The sequence below is a fragment of the Parvibaculum sp. genome, assembly GCF_035325945.1.
Taxonomy (GTDB): domain Bacteria; phylum Pseudomonadota; class Alphaproteobacteria; order Parvibaculales; family Parvibaculaceae; genus Parvibaculum.
Map to the genome: position 1 here is coordinate 119,097 of NZ_DAOKYX010000002.1, position 18,528 is coordinate 137,624.

Here is an 18,528-nt window from a genome sequence, read left to right on the forward strand (position 1 = left end):
CGAAGTCGTGGTGGGGATGGAAGAACGATTGGAATCGGCGGCGGAGATTTTCGACACGTCGTTTGAGATCAGCGGCATCGTCAAATGGTTCGATCCAGTCAAAGGGTATGGTTTCATCATACCGGATGATGGGCGCGATGACGTACTTATTCATTCGTCGTGCTTGAAGCAAATTGGCCGTGACTTGCTGGAAGAAGGCGCGGGCGTGGTGTGCGAAGTGGTTCGCAGGCCAAAGGGGTTTCAGGCGCTGCGTGTCATAGATATTGACGACTCGACGGCGATCAAGTCGTCCGCTCACTCGGCCCGCGGCGCGACGTCGCGCTCGCCGACAGCCGGTGTGGTGCCGATCGGCGAATTTGAAGTGGCGATCGTCAAGTGGTTCAACCGCGCGCGGGGTTACGGTTTCGTGACACGCGGCGAGGGCATGCCCGACATCTTCGTGCATATGGAAACATTGCGGCGCCACGGCATCCGCGATCTCATACCCGGCCAGTCGCTGCATGTGCGCTTCGGCGAGGGACCGAAAGGGCTCATGGTCGCTGAGATTGCGCCGGAGAGCGAAAGCTGACATCAAACGGGACGACGATCTGGCTTGCTGGCGTTTGGCCTTCAGGTCGCGCCGTCCCGTTCGCTCATTCACTTTCGCCGGTCCCTCATGTCCAGTTCAGCGACAGACGACAACGTCTCCGACAATCCGCCGGAGGGCTATGTGCCCTCGACGACGCGCGGCCCCTACACGACGCATAACGGACCCTTCTACCACAAGGTGACGGAAGACGGGTTCTGGCATGGTGTCCGTATCCGGCAGCGCCATTGCAACTCGCGCGGCATCACCCATGGCGGCATGCTGATGGCATTTGCCGACGGGCTGCTCGGCACCGCAGTTTTCCGCGAGACGAAAACCGTGGCGCTCACCATCCGCATGAATTCCGACTTCCTGTCCTCGGCCCGGCCCGGCGACTGGCTCGAGGGAACGGCGCGCGTGACCAAGGCGACGCGATCGGTGGTCTTTTGCGAGGCGGAGCTTTTCGTCGGCCAGCGGCCGGTGATGAAGGCGACGGGCGTCTTCAAGCTGATGTCGCGTCACAAGGGCCTGGACGCCAGCGAGCCCGCGGCCTCGTAGCGGGGGCCGGATACTGGTCGGGGCGGCCTGATTCGAACAGGCGACCCTCTGCTCCCAAAGCAGATGCGCTACCAGGCTGCGCTACGCCCCGACAGCTTCCCCATACACCGGGAATGGCCCCGCCCGCAACCGGCGGGCGACGGCCCGTCCGTCCCACCGGGGAACGGGGGCGGGGCGGACGAATTTTGGGCGTGCGGCAATTGACCGGCCCTGGCCGCGGGAATATAGGCTTGTTCGACGTCGGGGCAGCCGCCTCGAAGCTCCAAGAGGAAAAAATGGACGGCGACAGTAGTCGGTTGGGCCGCAAGGGCTGAACCCGACGCGTCGGAGCCGGTCGGTCTCCTTCGCGAGGGCAGCTCTTTCGGGCCTGCGCGAGGTGACAATGAAACTCTCCTTCTTCGCATTCTCGCCGCCGGGGCGGGCGGCAGCCGGAGCGCCGGGCAGGGCGCGGCGCCTCTCCGAGGGGGCCGGGCTGTGAGCGAGATCTCGACCATTTCAGTTGCGCGGCGCGAGCGGCTGATGCCGTCCGCCTGGGACGGCGTGGCCTTCTGCCTCGTCGCGGGAACGCTCGCGCTCGTCGTCTACGGCGCGCGAAAGATGAGCGCCCCGCTCGAGAGCGTGACCGCCGCCAGCATATCGCTTTCGCCGGCGGCGCTTCCCGAATATGCGCTGCGGACGACATTGCGGATGTTTGCCGCGCTCGCCGCGTCGCTCCTCTTCACCTTCACCTATGCGACGGCGGCGGCCAAGAGCCGGCGCGCCGAGGTGGTGCTGATCCCCATTCTGGACGTGCTCCAGTCCGTGCCGGTGCTGGGCTTCCTGTCCTTCACCGTCGTCGGCTTTCTGGCGCTCTTTCCGGGGAGCGTGGCAGGCGCCGAATGCGCGGCCATATTCGCGATTTTCACGGCCCAGGCCTGGAACATGGCCTTCAGCTTCTATCAGTCCCTGCGGACGATCCCGGAGGATCTGGACGAGGCGACCCGCTCCTTCAGGCTTTCCGCATGGCAGCGCTTCTGGCGGCTCGAAGTGCCCTTCGCCATGCCGGCGCTCATCTGGAACATGATGATGTCGATGTCGGGAAGCTGGTTCTTCATCGTCGCCTCCGAGGCGATCTCGGTTGGCAATACCACGATCACCCTGCCGGGGATCGGCGCCTATGTGGCGCTCGCCATCGAGCAGCGCGACCTTGGCGCGGTCGGCTATGCGATCGTGGCGATGCTCATCGTCATCATCGCCTATGACCAGCTTCTCTTCCGTCCGCTCGTCGCCTGGGCGCAGAAATTCCGCTTCGAGCAGACGGTGGGGCAGGCCGCGCCCGGCGTCTGGCTGCTGCGCGTGCTCAACCGGGCGCGCCTCGTCCAATTCGCGCTGGCGCCGGTGCAAATGGGGATCGGGAAGGTAGCTCATGCGCCGATGTCGCTGCGGAGCTGGCGGCCGGGGCGAAGCGGCGCGAGCCCGCTCTGGCTCGGCAGACTCTGGAATTTTGTCTGGTGGGGTGGCTGGGGAGCCGTCGCGCTCCTCGGTGCGCATGCGCTCTACACGGAGCTGCACGGGCACATAGATGTCAGAGAGGTTCTCATTGCCTTCAAGTTCGGCGGCATGACGCTTGCGCGGGTGATCGTGCTCGTCACACTCGCCAGTCTCGTCTGGGTGCCGGTCGGTGTCTGGATCGGCCTCAGGCCGGCACTGGCCATGCGCATGCAACTCGTCGCGCAGATCCTTGCGGCCTTTCCGGCAAATCTCTTCTTTCCTGTCGCCGTCGTCGCCATCCTCCAGTTCGAGCTCAATCCGAATATCTGGCTCAGTCCGCTGATGGTGCTCGGCACGCAGTGGTACATACTTTTCAACGTCATCGCGGGCGCGAGCGCCTTTCCGAACGATCTGCGCGACGTGGCCACCAATCTGCGCGTGCGGGGCTGGCAATGGTGGTACAGGGTCATGCTGCCCGGCGTCTTTCCCTATTTCGTCACTGGCGGGCTCACCGCCTCGGGCGGCTCATGGAACGCGAGCATCGTGGCGGAGCTTGTCGTCTGGGGCAGCACAAGGCTCGAAGCCAACGGCCTCGGCTCCTACATCGCCAAGGCGACGCTTGCCGGCGATTATCCGCGCATCATCCTCGGCGTTATGGTGATGTCGGCATTCGTGACCGTGTTCAACCGGCTCGTCTGGCGCCCGCTGCATGCCTATGCGGAGCGCCGGCTTCGCTTGATCTGACGGAGGGCACCATGAGCGTTACGGCGATGGAACGGCGGGCCAGGACGGTTCTCGAGGTCGCGGGGATCAAGCAGGCATTTTCGCGGCCCTCCGGCGGCGAGCTGGTTGTCCTCGACAATGTGAACCTGACGCTCAGGGAGGGCGAGATCGTCGGGCTTCTGGGGCGGTCGGGCTCCGGCAAGTCGACCCTGCTGCGGATCATTGCCGGGCTCGCGGCGCCCACAAGGGGAGAGGCAAAATTTCTCGGTGAGCCCATCAAGGGGCCGGCGGAAGGTGTCGCCATGGTCTTCCAGACCTTTGCCCTCTTTCCGTGGCTCACCGTTCTGCAGAATGTGCGGCTCGGTCTCGACGCCTTGCAGATAACCGAGGAGGAGGCTCGCAAGCGCGCGCTCGAGGCGATCGATCTCGTCGGCCTCGACGGTTTCGAGAGCGCCTATCCGAAGGAGATCTCAGGCGGCATGCGCCAGCGCGTCGGCTTTGCGCGCGCGCTCGTCGTCCAGCCCGCCTTGTTGCTCATGGACGAGCCCTTCTCCGCGCTCGACGTGCTGACTGCCGAAACGCTGCGTACCGATCTTCTGGACCTCTGGTCGGAAGGACGTATGCCGATCAAGTCGATCCTGCTCGTCACCCACAATATCGAGGAGGCGGTGCTCATGTGCGATCGCATCCTCGTTTTCTCGTCCAACCCCGGGCGGGTGGTCGCCGAAATCCCGGTCGATCTCCCCCGGCCGCGAAACCGGGTCGATCCGAAATTCCGTTGGCTCGTCGACAAGATCTATGAGCGCATGACGACGCCGGAGGCGGTGCCGGTGGGCGGGCTGCGTCCGGCGATTTCGGGCGGCGGCATCCAGATGGTGCTGCCGCGCGTCTCGACGAATTCGATCGCCGGTCTCATCGAGGCGGTGGCGGGTGCGCCCTATCACGGTCGGGCCGACCTTCCGCAGCTTGCCGAGCATATGCACATGACGATGGACGCGCTCTTCGGCATCGGGGAGACGCTCCAGCTTCTGCGCTTCGCCGATCTGGAAGGGGGCGACATCAGGCTGACCGAGGCGGGCAGGCGCTTCGCGGAGGAGGGGCCCAACGAACGCAAACAGATGTTCGCCGAGCGGCTTCTCGCCCAGGTACCGCTCGCGGCTCATATCAAGGAGGTGCTGGACGAGCGGCCGGAGCATCGCGCGCCCTATTCGCGCTTTGCCGAGGAACTGGAGGACGCCATGTCGGAGGAGTGGGCCGAGCAGACGCTTCGCAGCGTCATAAACTGGGGCCGGTTCGGCGAGATCTTCGCCTATGACGAAAACCGGGCGATGCTGAGCCTCGACAATCCGAGCTGAGGGGGTGGGTTGAGGCGGGGCAGGCCGGGGATGGGGCGCGGGGCAGATCCGCCCCGCACCCCCCAATCGGTTCAGGCCGCGGCAGTGGTCGAGAGAGAGACCTCATGCTGGCCGAGCCAGTATGCACGGGCGGCCAGCCGCTCTATTCGGTCGGCAGGCCAGAGCTTTTCCCCGTTCCGGCTGTGGGGGGCGGTCAGATCGAGCAGGCACTCAATATCAAGGGTGTTGAACCCCTGGGCCTTCAGCAGTCGCTTCGCAGAGGTGAGGTCGAGATATTCAGGCATGGAAGCCTCCCTAACTCTGGTACGGACAGGACCATACGCGCCTGGCGTGTCAGCGCCGTGAACCTGCGGCGGCCGGATGAAGACATCTGGCCCCTCAGGACAGGGTGGAGTGCGGAAACGCCACGCCGCGCGAGGTTGCTTGTGGCTTGCAACTCGGGCCGATTTGAGGCGATAAGAATGTGATTTCAAGACATTGTCCCTAATGTCGGGGCAATCGGTCAGGAGCGAGGAAATGGCGCGCGCGCGTATCTACAGACCTTCGAAGACAGCCATGCAGTCCGGCAAGGCGAAAACGAAGAAATGGGTGCTCGAGTTCGAGCCCTCGGCGGCGCGCAAGGTGGAACCGCTGATGGGCTGGACGAGCTCGCCCGATACGAACACGCAGATCGTGCTTCGCTTCGACACGAAGGAAGAAGCGATCGCCTATGCGACGCGCAGGGGCATCGACTATCAGGTGATGGAAGCGCAGACGGCGCGCTCTCACCTCAAGGCTTACGCGGATAATTTCAAGGCCGACCGCATCGGCCAATGGACGCATTGATTGGACGCATTGAGCATTCTGTGGCGCCGCGCGTTCCGGCGCCTTGACGGTCTGGTCCCGTAGCTCAGCTGGATAGAGCACCTGCCTTCTAAGCAGGGGGTCGCAGGTTCGAATCCTGCCGGGATCGCCATTTCCTCTTGCAGTTCCGGCCTCGACGTCTCGCGCAATCAGGCACGCAAACAAGCAGACACGCAAAATAAAAAGCCGGCCGCGCGGATGAACGTGCGGCCGGCTTTCGTGGTTTCAGTGCTGCCTGTTAGGTAGCGGGCGTGGTGCCGAGCTTGTCGCTGACGCCCTGGAACATGCCCGTCAGCTTCGTGCCGACCGTGCCGACGACCATGGCGATCGCAACGGCGATACCAGCAGCGATGAGGCCGTATTCGATCGCGGTCGCGCCGCTTTCGTTACGGGCAAAGGTGGTGAGAAAAGCGCGCATTTCGATGCTCCTATGACGCATGTTTGAAGGACCTCATAGGTCGCTGGAAGTCGAAACCTCTGCTGTCCCTGCGAGCAAAGAATGGCCGCAAAAATATAAAGAACTTCTAAACCCATAATCAGGATTTGAATTAACCCTATTGCAAATACACACGATGCAATTTCCTGAATTGAAACATCGGCGGGTGGAAATGGCGGAAAGCCGCGAATATTCCGCGCCTTTTGTCTTTGTTCGCGACTTCGGCGGCACCATCCGGGTTCCGTGCGCGGCCGATCGGGCCAAGTGACGTGACAAAAAATTCACGCCTCGTCGCGCAATCATGGCTGCGATCCTCCAGAATCGCGGCATGGGGCGCGGCCGAGTCGGCGCGGATTCGGCGGGATTGGCGGCGCGTGGCGGCGTCCATGATGGTTCACATTTGTTCCTCGCCGCGCCATGATGATTGCGTGCACCGGAAAACCGGTCTTCAAGGACCCCGGGGCCGGGGGAGGAGTAAGAGATGCTTGAGCAGGCTCGAGTGGGAATCCAACGGCATGAAACGGCCATGAGGAGGCAGGCGCTTTTCGGCGGCTTCCTTCTCGTCGCTATCGTCTGTTTCTGTGCCTCGTTCGCCTTTGCTGCGGGCAAGGCCCCGAGCGAGGCGACCGGCGCCGATCTCTATCAGCGCGGCTTCTATCCCGAGGCCCTCGCCGAGTGGAAGAAGGCTGTCGAGGTCGGCAAGGACGCGGGCGCCGCTTTCCGTCTGGGTGAGGAATATTTCGACGCGAAGGTCGTGCCGCGCGATGTCGCGCAGGCCATCCGCTATTATCGCTTTGGCGCCGAGCGCGGCGACGCAAGAGCGCAGATGGACCTCGGCAGCATGTATGACAAGGGCTGGGGCGTGGCGCGCGACGCGAACGAGGCCGCGAAATGGTACGAGGCCGCAGCCAGGCAGGGCATGGCCGTCGCGCAGTACAATATCGGCACCATGTACGAGTCGGGCGAGGGCGTCGAAAAGGACAACACCAAGGCATACATGTATTTCCTGCTCGCCGTGCAGAACGGTTTTTCGCAATTCGCGAGCAAGGAGCTTGAAAAGCTTTCGGGGATCATGTCGCCGGAAGACATTCGCAAGGCCACCGTCATGGCGCGCGACTTCAAGGCGGCAAGCGCGACGAACCCCGAAGCCGTGACGCGCTGACGCGATCACGGGCTTCCGACTGAGGAGCCCCGGAAGGCCGGGGCTCTTCTCGTTTCGCGGGCATCGCTGTGCCATAGTCTGCGGCGGGACGAAAAGTTTGCGCCGCAGGCATCGGAGGAGGGAGATGAACTACGTCTGGTCGAACTGGTCCGGCTGGGTAAAGTCCTGGCCCAGATTGATCGCCGAGCCTTCCTGCGAGGAGGAGCTTGCGGAGATCGTTCGCGATGCCGAGGCCCCCGTGCGCGTCGCGGGTACCGGGCATTCCTTCACGCCTCTCGTCGGCAGCGAGGGGACGATCATCACGCTTCGCCATATGGCGGGCGTCGTCGATCACGACCCGGCCGCGCTGACAGCGCGCATCAAGGCGGGAACGACGCTTCGCGATCTCGGCCCCATGCTTTTCGACCGTGGCCTCTGCCTCATCAATCAGGGCGATATCGACCGGCAGTCGCTCGCGGGCGCGATCGGCACGGGCACGCATGGCACGGGCGGCGATCTCGGCTCGCTCTCGGCAAGCGTCGCGGGCTTCCGTCTCGTCGCCGCCGATGGCGGCGTCATCCAGGCGAGCCGGAACGAAAACGCGGACGTGTTCGATGCGGGCCGCGTTTCCTTCGGCAGTCTCGGCATCATGAGCGAAATCACCATGCAGTGCCGCCCGGCCTATGTGCTGGAGGAAACGGGCGGCGCCATGCCGATAGAGGAGGCGCTGCGGCGCGCCGAGGAGCTGCGCGACGCGCATCGGCATTTCGAGTTCTGGTGGTTTCCGTTCACGGATCTCGCCATCATAAAGATTCTTACCGAGACGGAACATCAGGCAAAGCCGCGCCGGCGCAGGCCGGATGGCGAGCTTACGCGCGACGACAAGATTTTTCTGCTTGCCTGCGAGGCGACGCGCTATGCGCCGTTCCTGCGCGGCCCGTTGCAGAAGTTCCTCACCTCGAGCAGCACGCGCTATTCGTCCGGCTCGCTGTCGGCGCCGGGGCGCGTGCGCTGGTCGCATGAGGCATTTCCGAGCGATCGCAATGTGCGCTTCAACGAGATGGAATATGCGATTCCCGCCGAGCGGGGGCCGGATTGCATCCGCGAGGTCGGCGCGCATATGCGCAAAAGCGGGGTCAACTTCCTTTTCCCGCTGGAATATCGCTATGTCGCGGCGGACGACATCTGGCTGAGCCCCTTCTATCAGCGCGACAGCGTGACGATCTCGGTGCACCAGTATCACCGCCAGCCCTATGACAAGCTCTTCGCCGGCGTCGAAGCGATCTTCGCGCGCTATGAGGGGCGGCCGCATTGGGGCAAGCTGCATTCGCTGACGGCGCCGCAACTTTCGCGGCTTTATCCGCGCTGGGACGATTTTCAGGCTGTTCGCAAACGGCTGGACCCGGCGGGCAAGTTTCTCAATCCCTATCTGCGGCAGATTTTCGGCGAGGCATGAGCTAGTCGGGATCGAAGCGCCCGAGATCGCTTGCAAGCGCCACGGTCTTCACGAGCGCCCAGACGTCGCGGCCGGGGGTGAGCGCAAGGCGCTCGGCCGCGCGGGCGGTGATGCGCGCAATGAGGGTCACGGAATGCGGCTCCCGGCCCACTGCGAGCCTCACATCCATTTGCGCCGCGCCTGCCGGATGAAGCTCCGATATGCGCGCTTCGATCACATTCTGGATGGAAAGCGCGGCGGGGCGCTCGGTCGCTATGGCGATGTCGCGCGCATGAAGGCGCAGGCGCACGGGCGCGCCGACGGGAAGGCCGATGCGCGAAAGAGTGACGGTCGCGCCTGCGAACTCCACTTCGGTCAGGTGATGAGCTTCGTCGTGGCGCGCCACGCATGCGTCGACGATGGTTGCGGGATCGGCCTCGCGCGCCTCCTCGCCGAGAATGAGGCTCTGCACGCCGGCTCTGTTGAGCACATCCGCGACGCCGCCCGATGCGACGATGCCGCCTTGCTGCATGACGAGCACGCGATCGGCGAGGCGCACGACCTCGTCGATATTGTGGCTCACATAGAGGATCGGCAGTTCGAGACGGCGATGGAGAGCTTCGAGGTATGGCATGATCTCGCGGCGGCGGCGAATGTCGAGGTTCGAGAGCGGCTCGTCCATGAGGATGAGGCGCGGCGCCGAGAGAAGCGCGCGGCCGATGGCGATGCGCTGCGCCTCGCCGCCGGAAAGGCGGTGGGGCATGCGGTCGAGAAGCGGCGCGAGGCCGAGAAGCGCGATGATCTCGTCGCGCGGGATTGCCTCCGCCGCGCCGCGCCGCCTTGCGCCATAGTCGAGATTCTGTTCGACACTCAAATGAGGAAAGAGGCGCGCCTCCTGAAAGACGTAGCCGATGCGGCGGCGCTCCGGCGGCAGGAACACGCCGCGCTCCGTATCGAGAAACGTTTCGTCGCCGAGCGTGATGCGTCCGCGCCGGGGACGGCTGAGCCCGGCTATGGCTGCGAGCAGCGTCGTCTTGCCTGCGCCGGAAGGGCCGATGACGCCGGTGACGCCGTCGCCCGCTTCGAAGGCGGCATCAAGCGAGAACGCATCGAGCCTGTGATGGACTTCGGCCTTGAGCGTTGCGACCATCACGTAGCAACTCCGATCCGGCGGCGCATGGCCCGCGCGAAATATTCCGAGGCGCCGAGCGCGGCGATGGCGAGGACGAGCGACAGGATCACGAAGCGGGCTGCATCAATCCCGCCGCCCGGCACCTGTAGCGCGCTATAGAGCGCGAGAGGCAGCGTCTGCGTTTCGCCCGGAATATTGGCGACGAAGGTGATGGTGGCACCGAACTCCCCAAGCGCGCGGGCAAAGCCGAGCAGCGCCCCGGCGATGAGCCCCGGCGTGATGAGCGGAAGGGTGACGCTCATGAACACATCCGCCGGGCTCGCGCCGAGCGTTCGCGCGGCGGCTTCGAGTTTCGGATCGACGGCTTCGAAGGCGAGCCTGATGGCGCGAACGAGAAGCGGAAAGCCCATGACGGCGCTCGCAAGCGCCGCGCCCTTCCAGTTGAAGGCGACGACGAGGCCGAATGTCCGCTCGAGGAATTGTCCCATGGCCCCGCCATGACCGAAAAGGACGAGAAGCAGATAGCCGGTGACGACGGGCGGCAACACGAGCGGTAGATGCACCAGCCCGTCGAGGATGATCTTGCCGGGAAAGTTTCTCCGCGCGAGAACCCATGCGACGACGATGCCGGGTGGAAGCGAGAGCGCCGTTCCGGCGAGGCCCGTTTTCAGCGAAAGCCAGAGCGCTTCCGCTTCTCCCGGCGTCAGCCATGCGCCCGGATCGCTCACCGTGTCAATTTCCTGCCGCGTTGAGGCGCGCGAAGCCCGCGTCGAGATCGGCGATGAGATCGTCCGGATCTTCGAGGCCCGCATGGATGCGAAGGAGGGGCCCTTCGAACTTCGGCGGCGTCACCGTGCGAATGCCTGTGAGGTCCTGCGGCACGATGAGGCTTTCAAAGCCGCCCCATGACCAGCCCATGCCGAAGAGCTCCAGATGATCGAGCATGGCGGCAAGCGCCGCATCGGAGCATGGCTTCAGCACGACGCCGAAAAGTCCGCTCGCGCCGGTGAAATCGCGTTTCCAGATCGCATGGCCGGGATCGTTTTCGAGCGCCGGATGAAGGACGCGCGCGACCTCGGGGCGGGCGGCGAGCCAGCGGGCCAGCGTGAGCCCGGTCTTCATGTGCCGCTCGAGGCGGACCGAGAGCGTTCTGATGCCGCGCAGCACCAGATAGGCATCGTCGGGGGCGGCCATCTGTCCGAGCGCCCCATGGCCCGAAAGCGCGCTCTTCCAGGTTTCCTCATTCGTGGTGATGGCGCCCATCATCGCGTCGGAATGGCCGCAGAGATATTTGGTGATGGCCTGTATGGAAACGTCCGCGCCATGCTCGAAGGGCTTGAAGTAGAGGGGCGAGGCCCATGTATTGTCGATGACGAGCTTCGCGCCACGCGCATGCGCGACGCGGGCAATGGCCGGAATGTCCTGCACCTCGAAGGTGATGGAGCCCGGCGATTCGGTGAAGACGACGGCGGTGTTCGTCTTCATCAGCCGTTCGATGCCGGCGCCGATCAGCGGATCATAATATTCCGTCTCTATGCCGTTCCGCTTCAGGATCGTGTCGCAAAAATGGCGAGTGGGACCATAGACGCTGTCCGTCATCAATAGGTGATCGCCCGTCCGCAGGAGCGAGAGGAGGGCGGTCGTCACCGCCGAGAGGCCCGAGGGCGTGAGCATGGTGTTGTGGCCGCCCTCGAGGCCAGCGATCGTCTGTTGCAGGGCGACGGTGGTCGGCGTGCCGCGACGGCCGTAGGTATAGGGCTGCTTCCGGCCCCGCAGTGCCTCGACCGTCGGGTGGAGGATCGTCGAGGCGCGGTAGACGGGCGGATTGACGACGCCGAAATTGGCGTGCGGGTCGCGCCCCAGAGTGACGATCAGCGTGTCCTGCTTCTGCTTCATTCCAATTCACCCAACTTTGCGGGCCATGCCGTCCGCGCGCCTTGCGATTCGTCCGCCCCCGGCTCCCCGGCGTGGCCGCGTGGCGCCATCCATGCGACAATGCTCCGGTTTCGCATATGTTCGCGTCTGCTTTCCAGCGCGCATACGGGATGAAAGCCGGCGGGGCATTGCGCCGAGGCGCCATGCGGTTAGTCTGGTGGCCAATCCGGGCGGATCGCTTTAAACATCCCGCAGCATAACATTCCCCGAGGCCCTGCTGGCAAAGGGAGAGAAAAGGAAGAGGCCGGAGGAGATGGCCAGAAGAAGTACGTTTGAAAGCCGCGTGGTGCCCTTCCTTTTCGGGCTGCTGATCGGCGCGGGGATGCTCTATTTCTTCCTGCCCGGGCCGGGGTCCGCGCCCGGAAAGCCGCAACCGGAGACCGCGCGGGCGAACCGCAGCCAGTCGGCCGCGCCCGCCGCCGCGACGCTCGAGACGGTACGCGCGCGAGGCTATCTGCAATGCGGGGTGAGCCAGGGGCTTCCCGGCTTCTCCAATCCCGACGACAAGGGCAACTGGACCGGGATCGACGCTGATTTCTGCCGGGCCGTGGCGGCGGCGGTTTTCGGCGATCCGGCCAAGGTGAAATTCCGGCCGCTCAGCGCTAAGGACCGCTTCACGGCGCTCCAATCGGGCGAGATCGACCTTCTCTCGCGAAACACGACATGGACCATGTCGCGCGATACCTCGCTCGGCTTCAATTTCGCGGGCATCATCTATTATGACGGTCAGGGCTTCATCGTGAAGAAGAAGTCCGGGATCGCGAGCGCGGCACAACTCAACGGCGCGACCATCTGCACACAGACGGGCACGACGACCGAACTCAACATCGCCGATTATTTCCGCGGCCAGAAGATGAGCTACAAGATCCTCGCCTTCGAGAAGAACGAGGAGGCGCTTGGCGCCTATGATGGCGGCCGCTGCGATGCCTACACGACCGATGCGTCCGGCCTGCACGCCCTGCGGCTGCAGCTCAAGGACCCCTCGGCCCATGCCGTGCTTCCCGAGATCATCTCCAAGGAGCCGCTCGGGCCCGCCGTGAGGCAGGGCGACTCGCAATGGGAGGACATCGTGCGCTGGACGCTCTTTGCCCTCGTCAATGCGGAGGACCTTGGCGTCACCTCGGCCAATGTCGGTGAAATGGCGAAGAGCCAGAGCCCCGAGATCAAGCGGCTGCTCGGCACCGAAGGCGCCTATGGCGAGCCGCTCGGGCTTTCCCGCGACTGGGCAGCGAACGCGATCCGCGCGGTCGGCAATTATGGCGAGATGTTCGAGCGGAACCTCGGCCTGAAGACGCCGCTCGCCATTCCGCGCGGGCTCAACGCGCTGTGGAAAAATGGCGGGCTCATGTACGCGCCGCCCATTCGCTGATGGCGAGGGACGAGTGACCGGAAACCGAGGCGCAGGCAGGAAGTCGGGCCCGTTGTCGTGGAGCAATCCGCGCCTGCGCGCCGTCATCTATCAGGTTGCGGCTCTGCTCGCGGTCGGCTTCGCGCTGTGGTATTTCGCCTCGACCGCGCGGGCCAATCTCGAGCGGCAGCACATCGCCTCCGGCTTCGGCTTTCTCGAGCATACGGCGGGCTTCAGCATCATCCAGTCGCTCATTCCCTATTCGGAAGAGTCGAGCTATGGCCGGGCGTTTCTCGTCGGCCTGCTGAACACGCTCATCGTCGGCGCCATCGGAACCATTATTGCGACGGCGCTCGGATTTGCGATCGGCGTGGCGAGGCTTTCGCAAAACTGGCTCGTCGCGCGGCTCGCGGGCGCCTATGTCGAAATGCTCCGCAACGTGCCGCTGCTCTTGCAGCTCTTCTTCTGGTACTTCGCGATATTGCGGCCGCTGCCCGGGCCGCGCGAAAGCCTGACGCTGATGCCGGGCGTCTATCTCAACAATCGGGGTGTCGTCCTTCCCGCCATGGAGGCGACCCATTCGACGCTCGCCATCCTCGCGGCTCTTGCCAGCGCGCTCATTCTCTCCTTCTTCATTCACCGATGGGCTCGTGCGCGGCGGCTGCGGACGGGCAGGGTTTTTCCGGCCGCCCGTGTCAACGCCGTGATCATCCTCGGCCTTCCGGCGCTCGTCTGGGCCATTGGCGGGACGCCGCTCCGGCTCGAGCCTGCCGTCTTCGGCAGCTTCGATTTCGTCGGCGGCTTCCGCCTCCTGCCGGAGTTTGTGGCGCTCGTTCTCGGCCTGTCGCTCTATACGGCCGCTTTCATCGCCGAGATAGTCCGGGCGGGCATTCAGTCGGTCAACAAGGGGCAGACGGAAGCCGCCTACGCGCTCGGTCTCAAGCCGGGAACGACATTGCGCCTCGTCATCATTCCGCAGGCGCTGCGCGTCATCGTTCCGCCGCTGACAAGCCAGATCCTCAACCTGACGAAGAATTCCTCGCTTGCCGTCGCCATCGCCTATCCCGATCTCGTTTCGGTCTTTGCCGGGACGGTGCTCAACCAGACGGGGCAGGCGATCGAGGTCATCGCCATCACCATGGCCGTCTATCTGGCGATCAGCCTCGCCACGTCGCTTGCAATGAACATCTACAATGCGCGCGTCGCGATCAGGGAGCGTTGAGATGGCGCGGGGTGCAGCAACGCAAATGACGATGGGCGGCGCCATTCGCTGGGCGCGGCTCAATCTCTTTTCCAACTGGTGGAACAGCGCGCTGACGATCCTTGCGCTCTACCTTCTCTGGGTGAGCGTGCCGCCCTTTCTCGACTGGGCGATCTTCGATGCAGTCTGGCGCGGGGAAAACCGCGAAGCCTGCATCGGGCCGGGGAAGGGGGCGTGCTGGGCCTTTGTCACGGCAAATATCGAGCAGTTTCTTTTCGGGCGTTATCCGGTGGATGAACGCTGGCGGGTAATCACCGCCTTCGCGCTCGGCGTTGCCGGGCTCGTGCCGCTGCTCATTCCGCGCATGCCCGCGAAACGATGGAACGTGATCTATCTTGCCGTCGCCTATCCGCTCATCGCCATCGTGCTGCTGGCGGGCGACAGGCCGGGGCTCGTTGGCGTCGATACGGACCTCTGGGGCGGGCTTCTCGTCACGCTGGTCGTGGCGGTGACGGGGATCGTCGCCTCGTTTCCGCTCGGAATTCTGCTCGCGCTCGGGCGGCGTTCCGAGATGCCGGTCATCCGCGCGCTGTCCATCGTCTTCATCGAGTTCTGGCGCGGCGTGCCACTCGTCACCGTTCTCTTCATGGCGAGCGTCATGCTGCCGCTCTTCCTGCCGGAAGGCGTGAGCTTCGACAATCTGCTGCGCTGTCTCATCGGCGTTGCGCTTTTTTCGTCGGCCTATATGGCTGAAGTCGTGCGCGGGGGCTTGCAGGCTGTCCCGCGCGGACAATATGAGGCGGCGCGCGCCGTCGGCCTCAGCTACTGGCAGACGATGGGGCTCATCGTTCTGCCGCAGGCGCTTCGCCACGTGATACCCGGCATCGTCAACACCTTCATCGGCCTCTTCAAGGATACGACGCTGGTGCTCATCGTCGGAATTTTCGATTTTCTCGGGCAGGTGCGGGCGCAGCTTTCCGATGCGATGTGGGTGACGCCGCAGGGCGCGGCGACGGCTTATATTTTCGCGGCACTGGTCTACTGGATTTTCTGCTTCGGCATGTCGCGCTATTCGGTCTTCATCGAAAGGCGGCTCAATGCCGGCCGCGTGAGGTAGAAATGATGTCGTCAGAAGCAAGGCCCGCCATCGCTATCGAGCATCTGCACAAATGGTTCGGCGATTTCCATGTGCTCAGAGATGTGAACCTGACCGTGCGCGAGGGCGAGCGCATCGTGATCGCGGGGCCTTCGGGCTCCGGCAAATCGACGCTCATCCGCTGCATCAATCGTCTCGAGGCGCATGACAAGGGGCGGATCGCCGTCGACGGGATCGAGCTTACGGAAGACCTGAAGCGCATCGACGAGGTGCGCCGCGAGGTCGGCATGGTGTTCCAGCAATTCAATCTCTTCCCGCATATGACGGTGCTTGAGAATTGCACGCTCGCGCCGATCTGGGTGCGGGGCCTGCCGCAGGAGGAGGCGGAGGCGGCCGCCATGAGGCTTCTGGAGCGCGTCCGCATTCCGGAGCAGGCGCATAAATATCCCGGCCAGCTCTCGGGCGGACAGCAGCAGCGCGTCGCCATTGCGCGTGCGCTCTGCATGAGCCCGAAGATCATGCTTTTCGACGAGCCGACCTCGGCGCTCGATCCGGAAATGATCAAGGAAGTTCTGGACGTGATGGTGGGGCTCGCCAATGACGGCATGACGATGATCTGCGTCACGCATGAAATGGGCTTCGCGCGAGAGGTCGCGGATCGCATTGTCTTCATGGATCAGGGCGAGATCGTGGAGGAAGCGCCGCCCGCGGAGTTTTTCACCGCGCCGAAGAGCGAGCGGACAAAGGCGTTCCTCGCGCAGATCTTGCGCGGGTAGAGACGTCGCCCGAAGACGCGGATGGCTCGAACAAGCCGGACCGTGACTGAGCTATTCGTCGAACTCCGCTTCCGATTGCCCATAGGGCGTGAAGCCGGCGCGCTGATAGAGCCTGAGCGCGCGGGGGTGGTCGAGCGTGCAGGTCTGGACGATGAGGCGCGCGGGATGCCTCGCCCATGCGAGCGAGATCGCCTCGCCAAGGAGGAAGCGGCCAAGACCTTCGCCGATCCGCTCGGGGATGATGCCGAGGAAGGAGAGTTCGGCGTCCGGCATGCCGCGGAAATCGAGTTCGGTGAATCCGACGGGCGCGCCGTCGAGATAGAGCACGTATATCTCGACATTATCGTCATGGATGATGGATGCGAGCTCTTCGTCCGAGAGCTTCCGGCGGCTCACCCAGGCATAGTCGCGGCCGACCGTGTCATAGAGATAGCGGTAGAAATGAAGCGGCGGCTTCGCTGCGCGCAGCAGTGCGCAGGCGCCGCGCGGGCGCGGTGTGGCGAGCAGGCGCGGCTCGGCACGCATTTCGAGATGGGTGACAATCGTCTTGTGCCGCTTGCCCATTATTGTCCGCTCTGCCCATGTTCCACCGGCGAGGGCGATGCCCTCAGGCTTCGACGGGCATGCCCTTGACCGCGCCCCACTCCGACCATGAGCCATCATAGACCGAAGTCTGCCGATGGCCGAGCACCGCAAGGCCGAGCGCGAGAATGCAGGCGCTGACGCCCGAGCCGCAGGTGGTGATGACAGGGCGGGAGAGGTCTATGCCGGCGGTCTCGAAGAGCGAGCGCAATTCGGCAGGGGGCTTCAGCGTGCCGTCCGCCTGGACGAGTTCGGCCGAGGGCAGGTTGTGGCTGCCGGGTATGTGCCCACCCTTGAGGCCGGGCCGGGGCTCCGGCTCCACGGCGCGGAAGCGGCCACGGCTGCGCGCGTCGAGCACCTGTTCGGCGCATGTCTCGATATTGCGAAGCATCGCCTCGCGGTCGCGCAGGAGAAGCGCGTTGCGCCGCGCGGTGAAGTGGCGGGCGCTCGCATGCGAGCGCGCATCGCTGAGCGGGCGGCCTTCAGCCTTCCACTTTTTCAGCCCGCCATCGAGCACCACGACATCCTCATGGCCCATGACCCGGAACATCCACCAGACGCGCGGCGCGCTGAAGAGCCCCGCGCCGTCATAGACGACGATGCGGTTGCCATCGCCAAGGCCGAGGGCGCGGACGCGCGCGGAAAACTTCTCGGGGCTCGGCAGCATGTGCGGGAAGGGGCTCGACGTATCGGCGATCTCGTCAATATCGAAATAGACCGCGCCGGGAATGTGCTCGCGCTCATATTCGGCGCGGGGGTCGCGCTGCGATTGGGGCATGTACCAGGAGCCGTCGACGATGCGGATGTCAGGCGCGTCGAGCCTCTGCGCCAGCCACTCGGTGCTGACGAGCGGGCTTTCGGTCGATGCGGGCATGTTGCTTCTCCGGATCAGAGCCAGGCAGGCGTCGGCAGGTTCTTCTCCCGGAGGAAGGCGGGATTGAAGAGCTTGCTCTGATAGCGGGTGCCGTAATCGCAGAGGATGGTGACGATTGTATGGCCGGGGCCGAGCTGGCGGGCGAGACGGATGGCGCCGGCGACATTGATGCCGCTCGAGCCTCCGAGGCAGAGGCCCTCTTCCTTGAGAAGGTCGAAGATGATCGGCAGCGCTTCCTCGTCCGGGATCTGATAGGCCTCGTCGATGGGCGCGCCTTCGAGATTGGCGGTGATGCGCCCCTGGCCGATGCCTTCGGTGATGGAGCTGCCCTCGGCCTTCAGTTCGCCATGCTTGTAGTAGTGATAGAGCGCCGCGCCCATCGGGTCGGAAAGCGCGATGGTGACGTTCTTGTTGCGCTCCTTGAGGGCCATGCCGATGCCGGCCAGCGTGCCGCCCGTGCCCACGGCGCAGGTGAAGCCGTCGATCTTGCCATCCGTCTGCGCCCAGATCTCAGGGCCGGTTGTTTCGATATGCGCCTGGCGGTTCGCCACATTGTCGAACTGGTTCGCCCAGATCGCGCCGTTCGGTTCCTTTGCCGCGAGCTCGTCTGCGAGCCGGCCTGAATATTTCACGTAGTTGTTCGGGTCCTTGTAGGGAACGGCCGGCACCTCGATCAGCTCCGCGCCGCAGAGGCGAAGCATGTCCTTCTTTTCCTGCGACTGCGTTTCGGGAATGACGATCACGCTGCGAAAGCCGAGGGCGTTGCCGACGAGAGCGAGCCCGATGCCTGTATTGCCGGCCGTGCCTTCGACGATGGTGCCGCCGGGGCGGAGCTGGCCCTTCGCCATCGCGTCCTTGATGATGTAGAGCGCGGCGCGGTCCTTCACCGACTGGCCGGGATTGAGGAATTCCGCCTTGCCCAGAATTTCGCAGCCCGTCTCCTCGGAGGCGCGCTTCAAGCGGATCAACGGCGTATGGCCGATCGAATCCACGAGTCCGTTTCTGATATCCATGATTGTCCGGTCTTGATTGAGGAGTGGCGCACAGGCATCGAGGTG

20 protein-coding genes and 2 tRNA genes are annotated in these 18,528 nt (G+C 64.4%); 12 read left to right on the forward strand and 10 right to left on the reverse strand.

The genetic code is table 11. The annotated features are described in order from the left end of the window. Positions 1-16 precede the first annotated feature (16 nt). Both PKA57_RS02680 and PKA57_RS02685 read left to right on the forward strand, forming a co-directional pair. The gene (locus PKA57_RS02680) at positions 17-568 is read left to right on the forward strand and encodes a cold-shock protein (protein ID WP_324297442.1); all 552 of its coding nucleotides are present in this window, start codon (positions 17-19) and stop codon (positions 566-568) included. Between the two features lie 87 nt (positions 569-655). Next, positions 656-1,123, forward strand: a complete 468-nt coding sequence (locus PKA57_RS02685) for a PaaI family thioesterase (protein ID WP_324297384.1) — start codon at positions 656-658, stop codon at positions 1,121-1,123. Positions 1,124-1,137: 14 nt separating this feature from the next. Here PKA57_RS02685 and PKA57_RS02690 read toward each other — a convergent pair. Then, a tRNA-Pro gene (locus tag PKA57_RS02690) sits at positions 1,138-1,214 on the reverse strand. Positions 1,215-1,642: 428 nt separating this feature from the next. Between PKA57_RS02690 and PKA57_RS02695 the strand changes: the two genes are divergently transcribed. Both PKA57_RS02695 and PKA57_RS02700 read left to right on the forward strand, forming a co-directional pair. Next, a complete protein-coding gene (locus tag PKA57_RS02695) occupies positions 1,643-3,337 on the forward strand; it encodes an ABC transporter permease subunit (protein WP_324297443.1) in 1,695 nt (564 codons plus the stop codon). Positions 3,338-3,363: 26 nt separating this feature from the next. Beyond that, the gene (locus PKA57_RS02700; RefSeq protein ID WP_324297444.1) at positions 3,364-4,671 is read left to right on the forward strand and encodes a nitrate/sulfonate/bicarbonate ABC transporter ATP-binding protein; all 1,308 of its coding nucleotides are present in this window, start codon (positions 3,364-3,366) and stop codon (positions 4,669-4,671) included. 71 nt (positions 4,672-4,742) lie between these two features. On the opposite strand, the gene PKA57_RS02705 is transcribed toward PKA57_RS02700, so the two are convergent. Further along, entirely contained in the window at positions 4,743-4,955 is a 213-nt protein-coding gene (locus PKA57_RS02705; protein ID WP_324297385.1) for a hypothetical protein, read from the reverse strand. A 232-nt stretch (positions 4,956-5,187) separates the two neighbouring features. Between PKA57_RS02705 and PKA57_RS02710 the strand changes: the two genes are divergently transcribed. Together PKA57_RS02710 and PKA57_RS02715 are read left to right on the forward strand one after the other, a co-directional pair. Then, positions 5,188-5,496 carry an ETC complex I subunit gene (locus PKA57_RS02710; protein WP_324297386.1) on the forward strand — a complete coding sequence of 103 codons (309 nt, stop codon included), beginning with the start codon at positions 5,188-5,190 and terminating at the stop codon, positions 5,494-5,496. Between the two features lie 53 nt (positions 5,497-5,549). Beyond that, positions 5,550-5,626, forward strand: a tRNA-Arg gene (locus tag PKA57_RS02715). A 126-nt stretch (positions 5,627-5,752) separates the two neighbouring features. Here the strand turns inward: PKA57_RS02715 and PKA57_RS02720 are convergent. After that, a complete protein-coding gene (locus PKA57_RS02720) occupies positions 5,753-5,932 on the reverse strand; it encodes a Flp family type IVb pilin (RefSeq protein ID WP_324297387.1) in 180 nt (59 codons plus the stop codon). A gap of 136 nt (positions 5,933-6,068) precedes the next feature. After that, entirely contained in the window at positions 6,069-6,338 is a 270-nt protein-coding gene (locus PKA57_RS02725) for a hypothetical protein (protein ID WP_324297388.1), read from the reverse strand. 138 nt (positions 6,339-6,476) lie between these two features. On the opposite strand from PKA57_RS02725, the gene PKA57_RS02730 reads away from it, so the two are divergent. Then, positions 6,477-7,112 carry a tetratricopeptide repeat protein gene (locus tag PKA57_RS02730; protein ID WP_324297389.1) on the forward strand — a complete coding sequence of 212 codons (636 nt, stop codon included), beginning with the start codon at positions 6,477-6,479 and terminating at the stop codon, positions 7,110-7,112. A 124-nt stretch (positions 7,113-7,236) separates the two neighbouring features. Then, positions 7,237-8,547, forward strand: a complete 1,311-nt coding sequence (locus PKA57_RS02735; RefSeq protein WP_324297390.1) for a D-arabinono-1,4-lactone oxidase — start codon at positions 7,237-7,239, stop codon at positions 8,545-8,547. A gap of 1 nt (position 8,548) precedes the next feature. On the opposite strand, the gene modC is transcribed toward PKA57_RS02735, so the two are convergent. From modC to metC, 3 genes are read right to left on the reverse strand one after another with little or no spacing between them, the layout of a single operon-like run. Beyond that, complete coding sequence (gene modC, locus PKA57_RS02740; protein WP_324297391.1) at positions 8,549-9,676, reverse strand: molybdenum ABC transporter ATP-binding protein; 1,128 nt, start codon at positions 9,674-9,676, stop codon at positions 8,549-8,551. Further along, on the reverse strand, positions 9,676-10,386 hold the full coding sequence (modB, locus tag PKA57_RS02745; protein ID WP_324297392.1) for a molybdate ABC transporter permease subunit: 711 nt from the start codon (positions 10,384-10,386) through the stop codon (positions 9,676-9,678). Before modB ends, modC begins: the two co-directional genes overlap by 1 nt. Before the next feature lie 4 nt (positions 10,387-10,390). Next, entirely contained in the window at positions 10,391-11,554 is a 1,164-nt protein-coding gene (gene metC, locus PKA57_RS02750) for a cystathionine beta-lyase (protein ID WP_324297393.1), read from the reverse strand. Between the two features lie 292 nt (positions 11,555-11,846). On the opposite strand from metC, the gene PKA57_RS02755 reads away from it, so the two are divergent. The 4 genes from PKA57_RS02755 to PKA57_RS02770 are packed head-to-tail and all read left to right on the forward strand — an operon-like array spanning position 11,847 to position 16,014. Further along, complete coding sequence (locus PKA57_RS02755) at positions 11,847-12,962, forward strand: amino acid ABC transporter substrate-binding protein (protein ID WP_324297394.1); 1,116 nt, start codon at positions 11,847-11,849, stop codon at positions 12,960-12,962. Positions 12,963-13,014: 52 nt separating this feature from the next. Then, on the forward strand, positions 13,015-14,163 hold the full coding sequence (locus PKA57_RS02760; RefSeq protein WP_324297395.1) for an amino acid ABC transporter permease: 1,149 nt from the start codon (positions 13,015-13,017) through the stop codon (positions 14,161-14,163). A 1-nt stretch (position 14,164) separates the two neighbouring features. Next, positions 14,165-15,259, forward strand: a complete 1,095-nt coding sequence (locus PKA57_RS02765; RefSeq protein WP_324297396.1) for an amino acid ABC transporter permease — start codon at positions 14,165-14,167, stop codon at positions 15,257-15,259. Positions 15,260-15,261: 2 nt separating this feature from the next. Then, positions 15,262-16,014, forward strand: a complete 753-nt coding sequence (locus PKA57_RS02770; RefSeq protein ID WP_324297397.1) for an amino acid ABC transporter ATP-binding protein — start codon at positions 15,262-15,264, stop codon at positions 16,012-16,014. A 51-nt stretch (positions 16,015-16,065) separates the two neighbouring features. On the opposite strand, the gene PKA57_RS02775 is transcribed toward PKA57_RS02770, so the two are convergent. Genes PKA57_RS02775 through PKA57_RS02785 form a run of 3 tightly spaced genes read right to left on the reverse strand, consistent with a single transcriptional unit; the run spans position 16,066 to position 18,483 of the window. Continuing rightward, positions 16,066-16,578 (reverse strand): GNAT family N-acetyltransferase, encoded by a 513-nt coding sequence (locus PKA57_RS02775; RefSeq protein ID WP_324297398.1) that lies wholly within the window; start codon positions 16,576-16,578, stop codon positions 16,066-16,068. A 43-nt stretch (positions 16,579-16,621) separates the two neighbouring features. Continuing rightward, positions 16,622-17,470 (reverse strand): 3-mercaptopyruvate sulfurtransferase, encoded by an 849-nt coding sequence (gene sseA, locus PKA57_RS02780; protein ID WP_324297399.1) that lies wholly within the window; start codon positions 17,468-17,470, stop codon positions 16,622-16,624. Positions 17,471-17,484: 14 nt separating this feature from the next. Beyond that, the gene (locus PKA57_RS02785) at positions 17,485-18,483 is read right to left on the reverse strand and encodes a cysteine synthase A (protein ID WP_324297400.1); all 999 of its coding nucleotides are present in this window, start codon (positions 18,481-18,483) and stop codon (positions 17,485-17,487) included. Between the last annotated feature and the right edge of the window lie 45 nt (positions 18,484-18,528).

Bases quoted from the DNA above. Each gene is read 5' to 3' on its own strand.
- PKA57_RS02680 (WP_324297442.1), top strand. From the start codon at position 17: ATGGAAGAACGATTGGAATCGGCGGCGGAGATTTTCGACACGTCGTTT.
- PKA57_RS02685 (WP_324297384.1), top strand. From the start codon at position 656: ATGTCCAGTTCAGCGACAGACGACAACGTCTCCGACAATCCGCCGGAG.
- PKA57_RS02695 (WP_324297443.1), top strand. From the start codon at position 1,643: ATGCCGTCCGCCTGGGACGGCGTGGCCTTCTGCCTCGTCGCGGGAACG.
- PKA57_RS02700 (WP_324297444.1), top strand. From the start codon at position 3,364: ATGGAACGGCGGGCCAGGACGGTTCTCGAGGTCGCGGGGATCAAGCAG.
- PKA57_RS02705 (WP_324297385.1), bottom strand. From the start codon at position 4,955: ATGCCTGAATATCTCGACCTCACCTCTGCGAAGCGACTGCTGAAGGCC.
- PKA57_RS02710 (WP_324297386.1), top strand. From the start codon at position 5,188: ATGGCGCGCGCGCGTATCTACAGACCTTCGAAGACAGCCATGCAGTCC.
- PKA57_RS02720 (WP_324297387.1), bottom strand. From the start codon at position 5,932: ATGCGCGCTTTTCTCACCACCTTTGCCCGTAACGAAAGCGGCGCGACC.
- PKA57_RS02725 (WP_324297388.1), bottom strand. From the start codon at position 6,338: ATGGACGCCGCCACGCGCCGCCAATCCCGCCGAATCCGCGCCGACTCG.
- PKA57_RS02730 (WP_324297389.1), top strand. From the start codon at position 6,477: ATGAGGAGGCAGGCGCTTTTCGGCGGCTTCCTTCTCGTCGCTATCGTC.
- PKA57_RS02735 (WP_324297390.1), top strand. From the start codon at position 7,237: ATGAACTACGTCTGGTCGAACTGGTCCGGCTGGGTAAAGTCCTGGCCC.
- modC (WP_324297391.1), bottom strand. From the start codon at position 9,676: ATGGTCGCAACGCTCAAGGCCGAAGTCCATCACAGGCTCGATGCGTTC.
- metC (WP_324297393.1), bottom strand. From the start codon at position 11,554: ATGAAGCAGAAGCAGGACACGCTGATCGTCACTCTGGGGCGCGACCCG.
- PKA57_RS02755 (WP_324297394.1), top strand. From the start codon at position 11,847: ATGGCCAGAAGAAGTACGTTTGAAAGCCGCGTGGTGCCCTTCCTTTTC.
- PKA57_RS02765 (WP_324297396.1), top strand. From the start codon at position 14,165: ATGGCGCGGGGTGCAGCAACGCAAATGACGATGGGCGGCGCCATTCGC.
- PKA57_RS02770 (WP_324297397.1), top strand. From the start codon at position 15,262: ATGATGTCGTCAGAAGCAAGGCCCGCCATCGCTATCGAGCATCTGCAC.
- PKA57_RS02775 (WP_324297398.1), bottom strand. From the start codon at position 16,578: ATGGGCAAGCGGCACAAGACGATTGTCACCCATCTCGAAATGCGTGCC.
- sseA (WP_324297399.1), bottom strand. From the start codon at position 17,470: ATGCCCGCATCGACCGAAAGCCCGCTCGTCAGCACCGAGTGGCTGGCG.
- PKA57_RS02785 (WP_324297400.1), bottom strand. From the start codon at position 18,483: ATGGATATCAGAAACGGACTCGTGGATTCGATCGGCCATACGCCGTTG.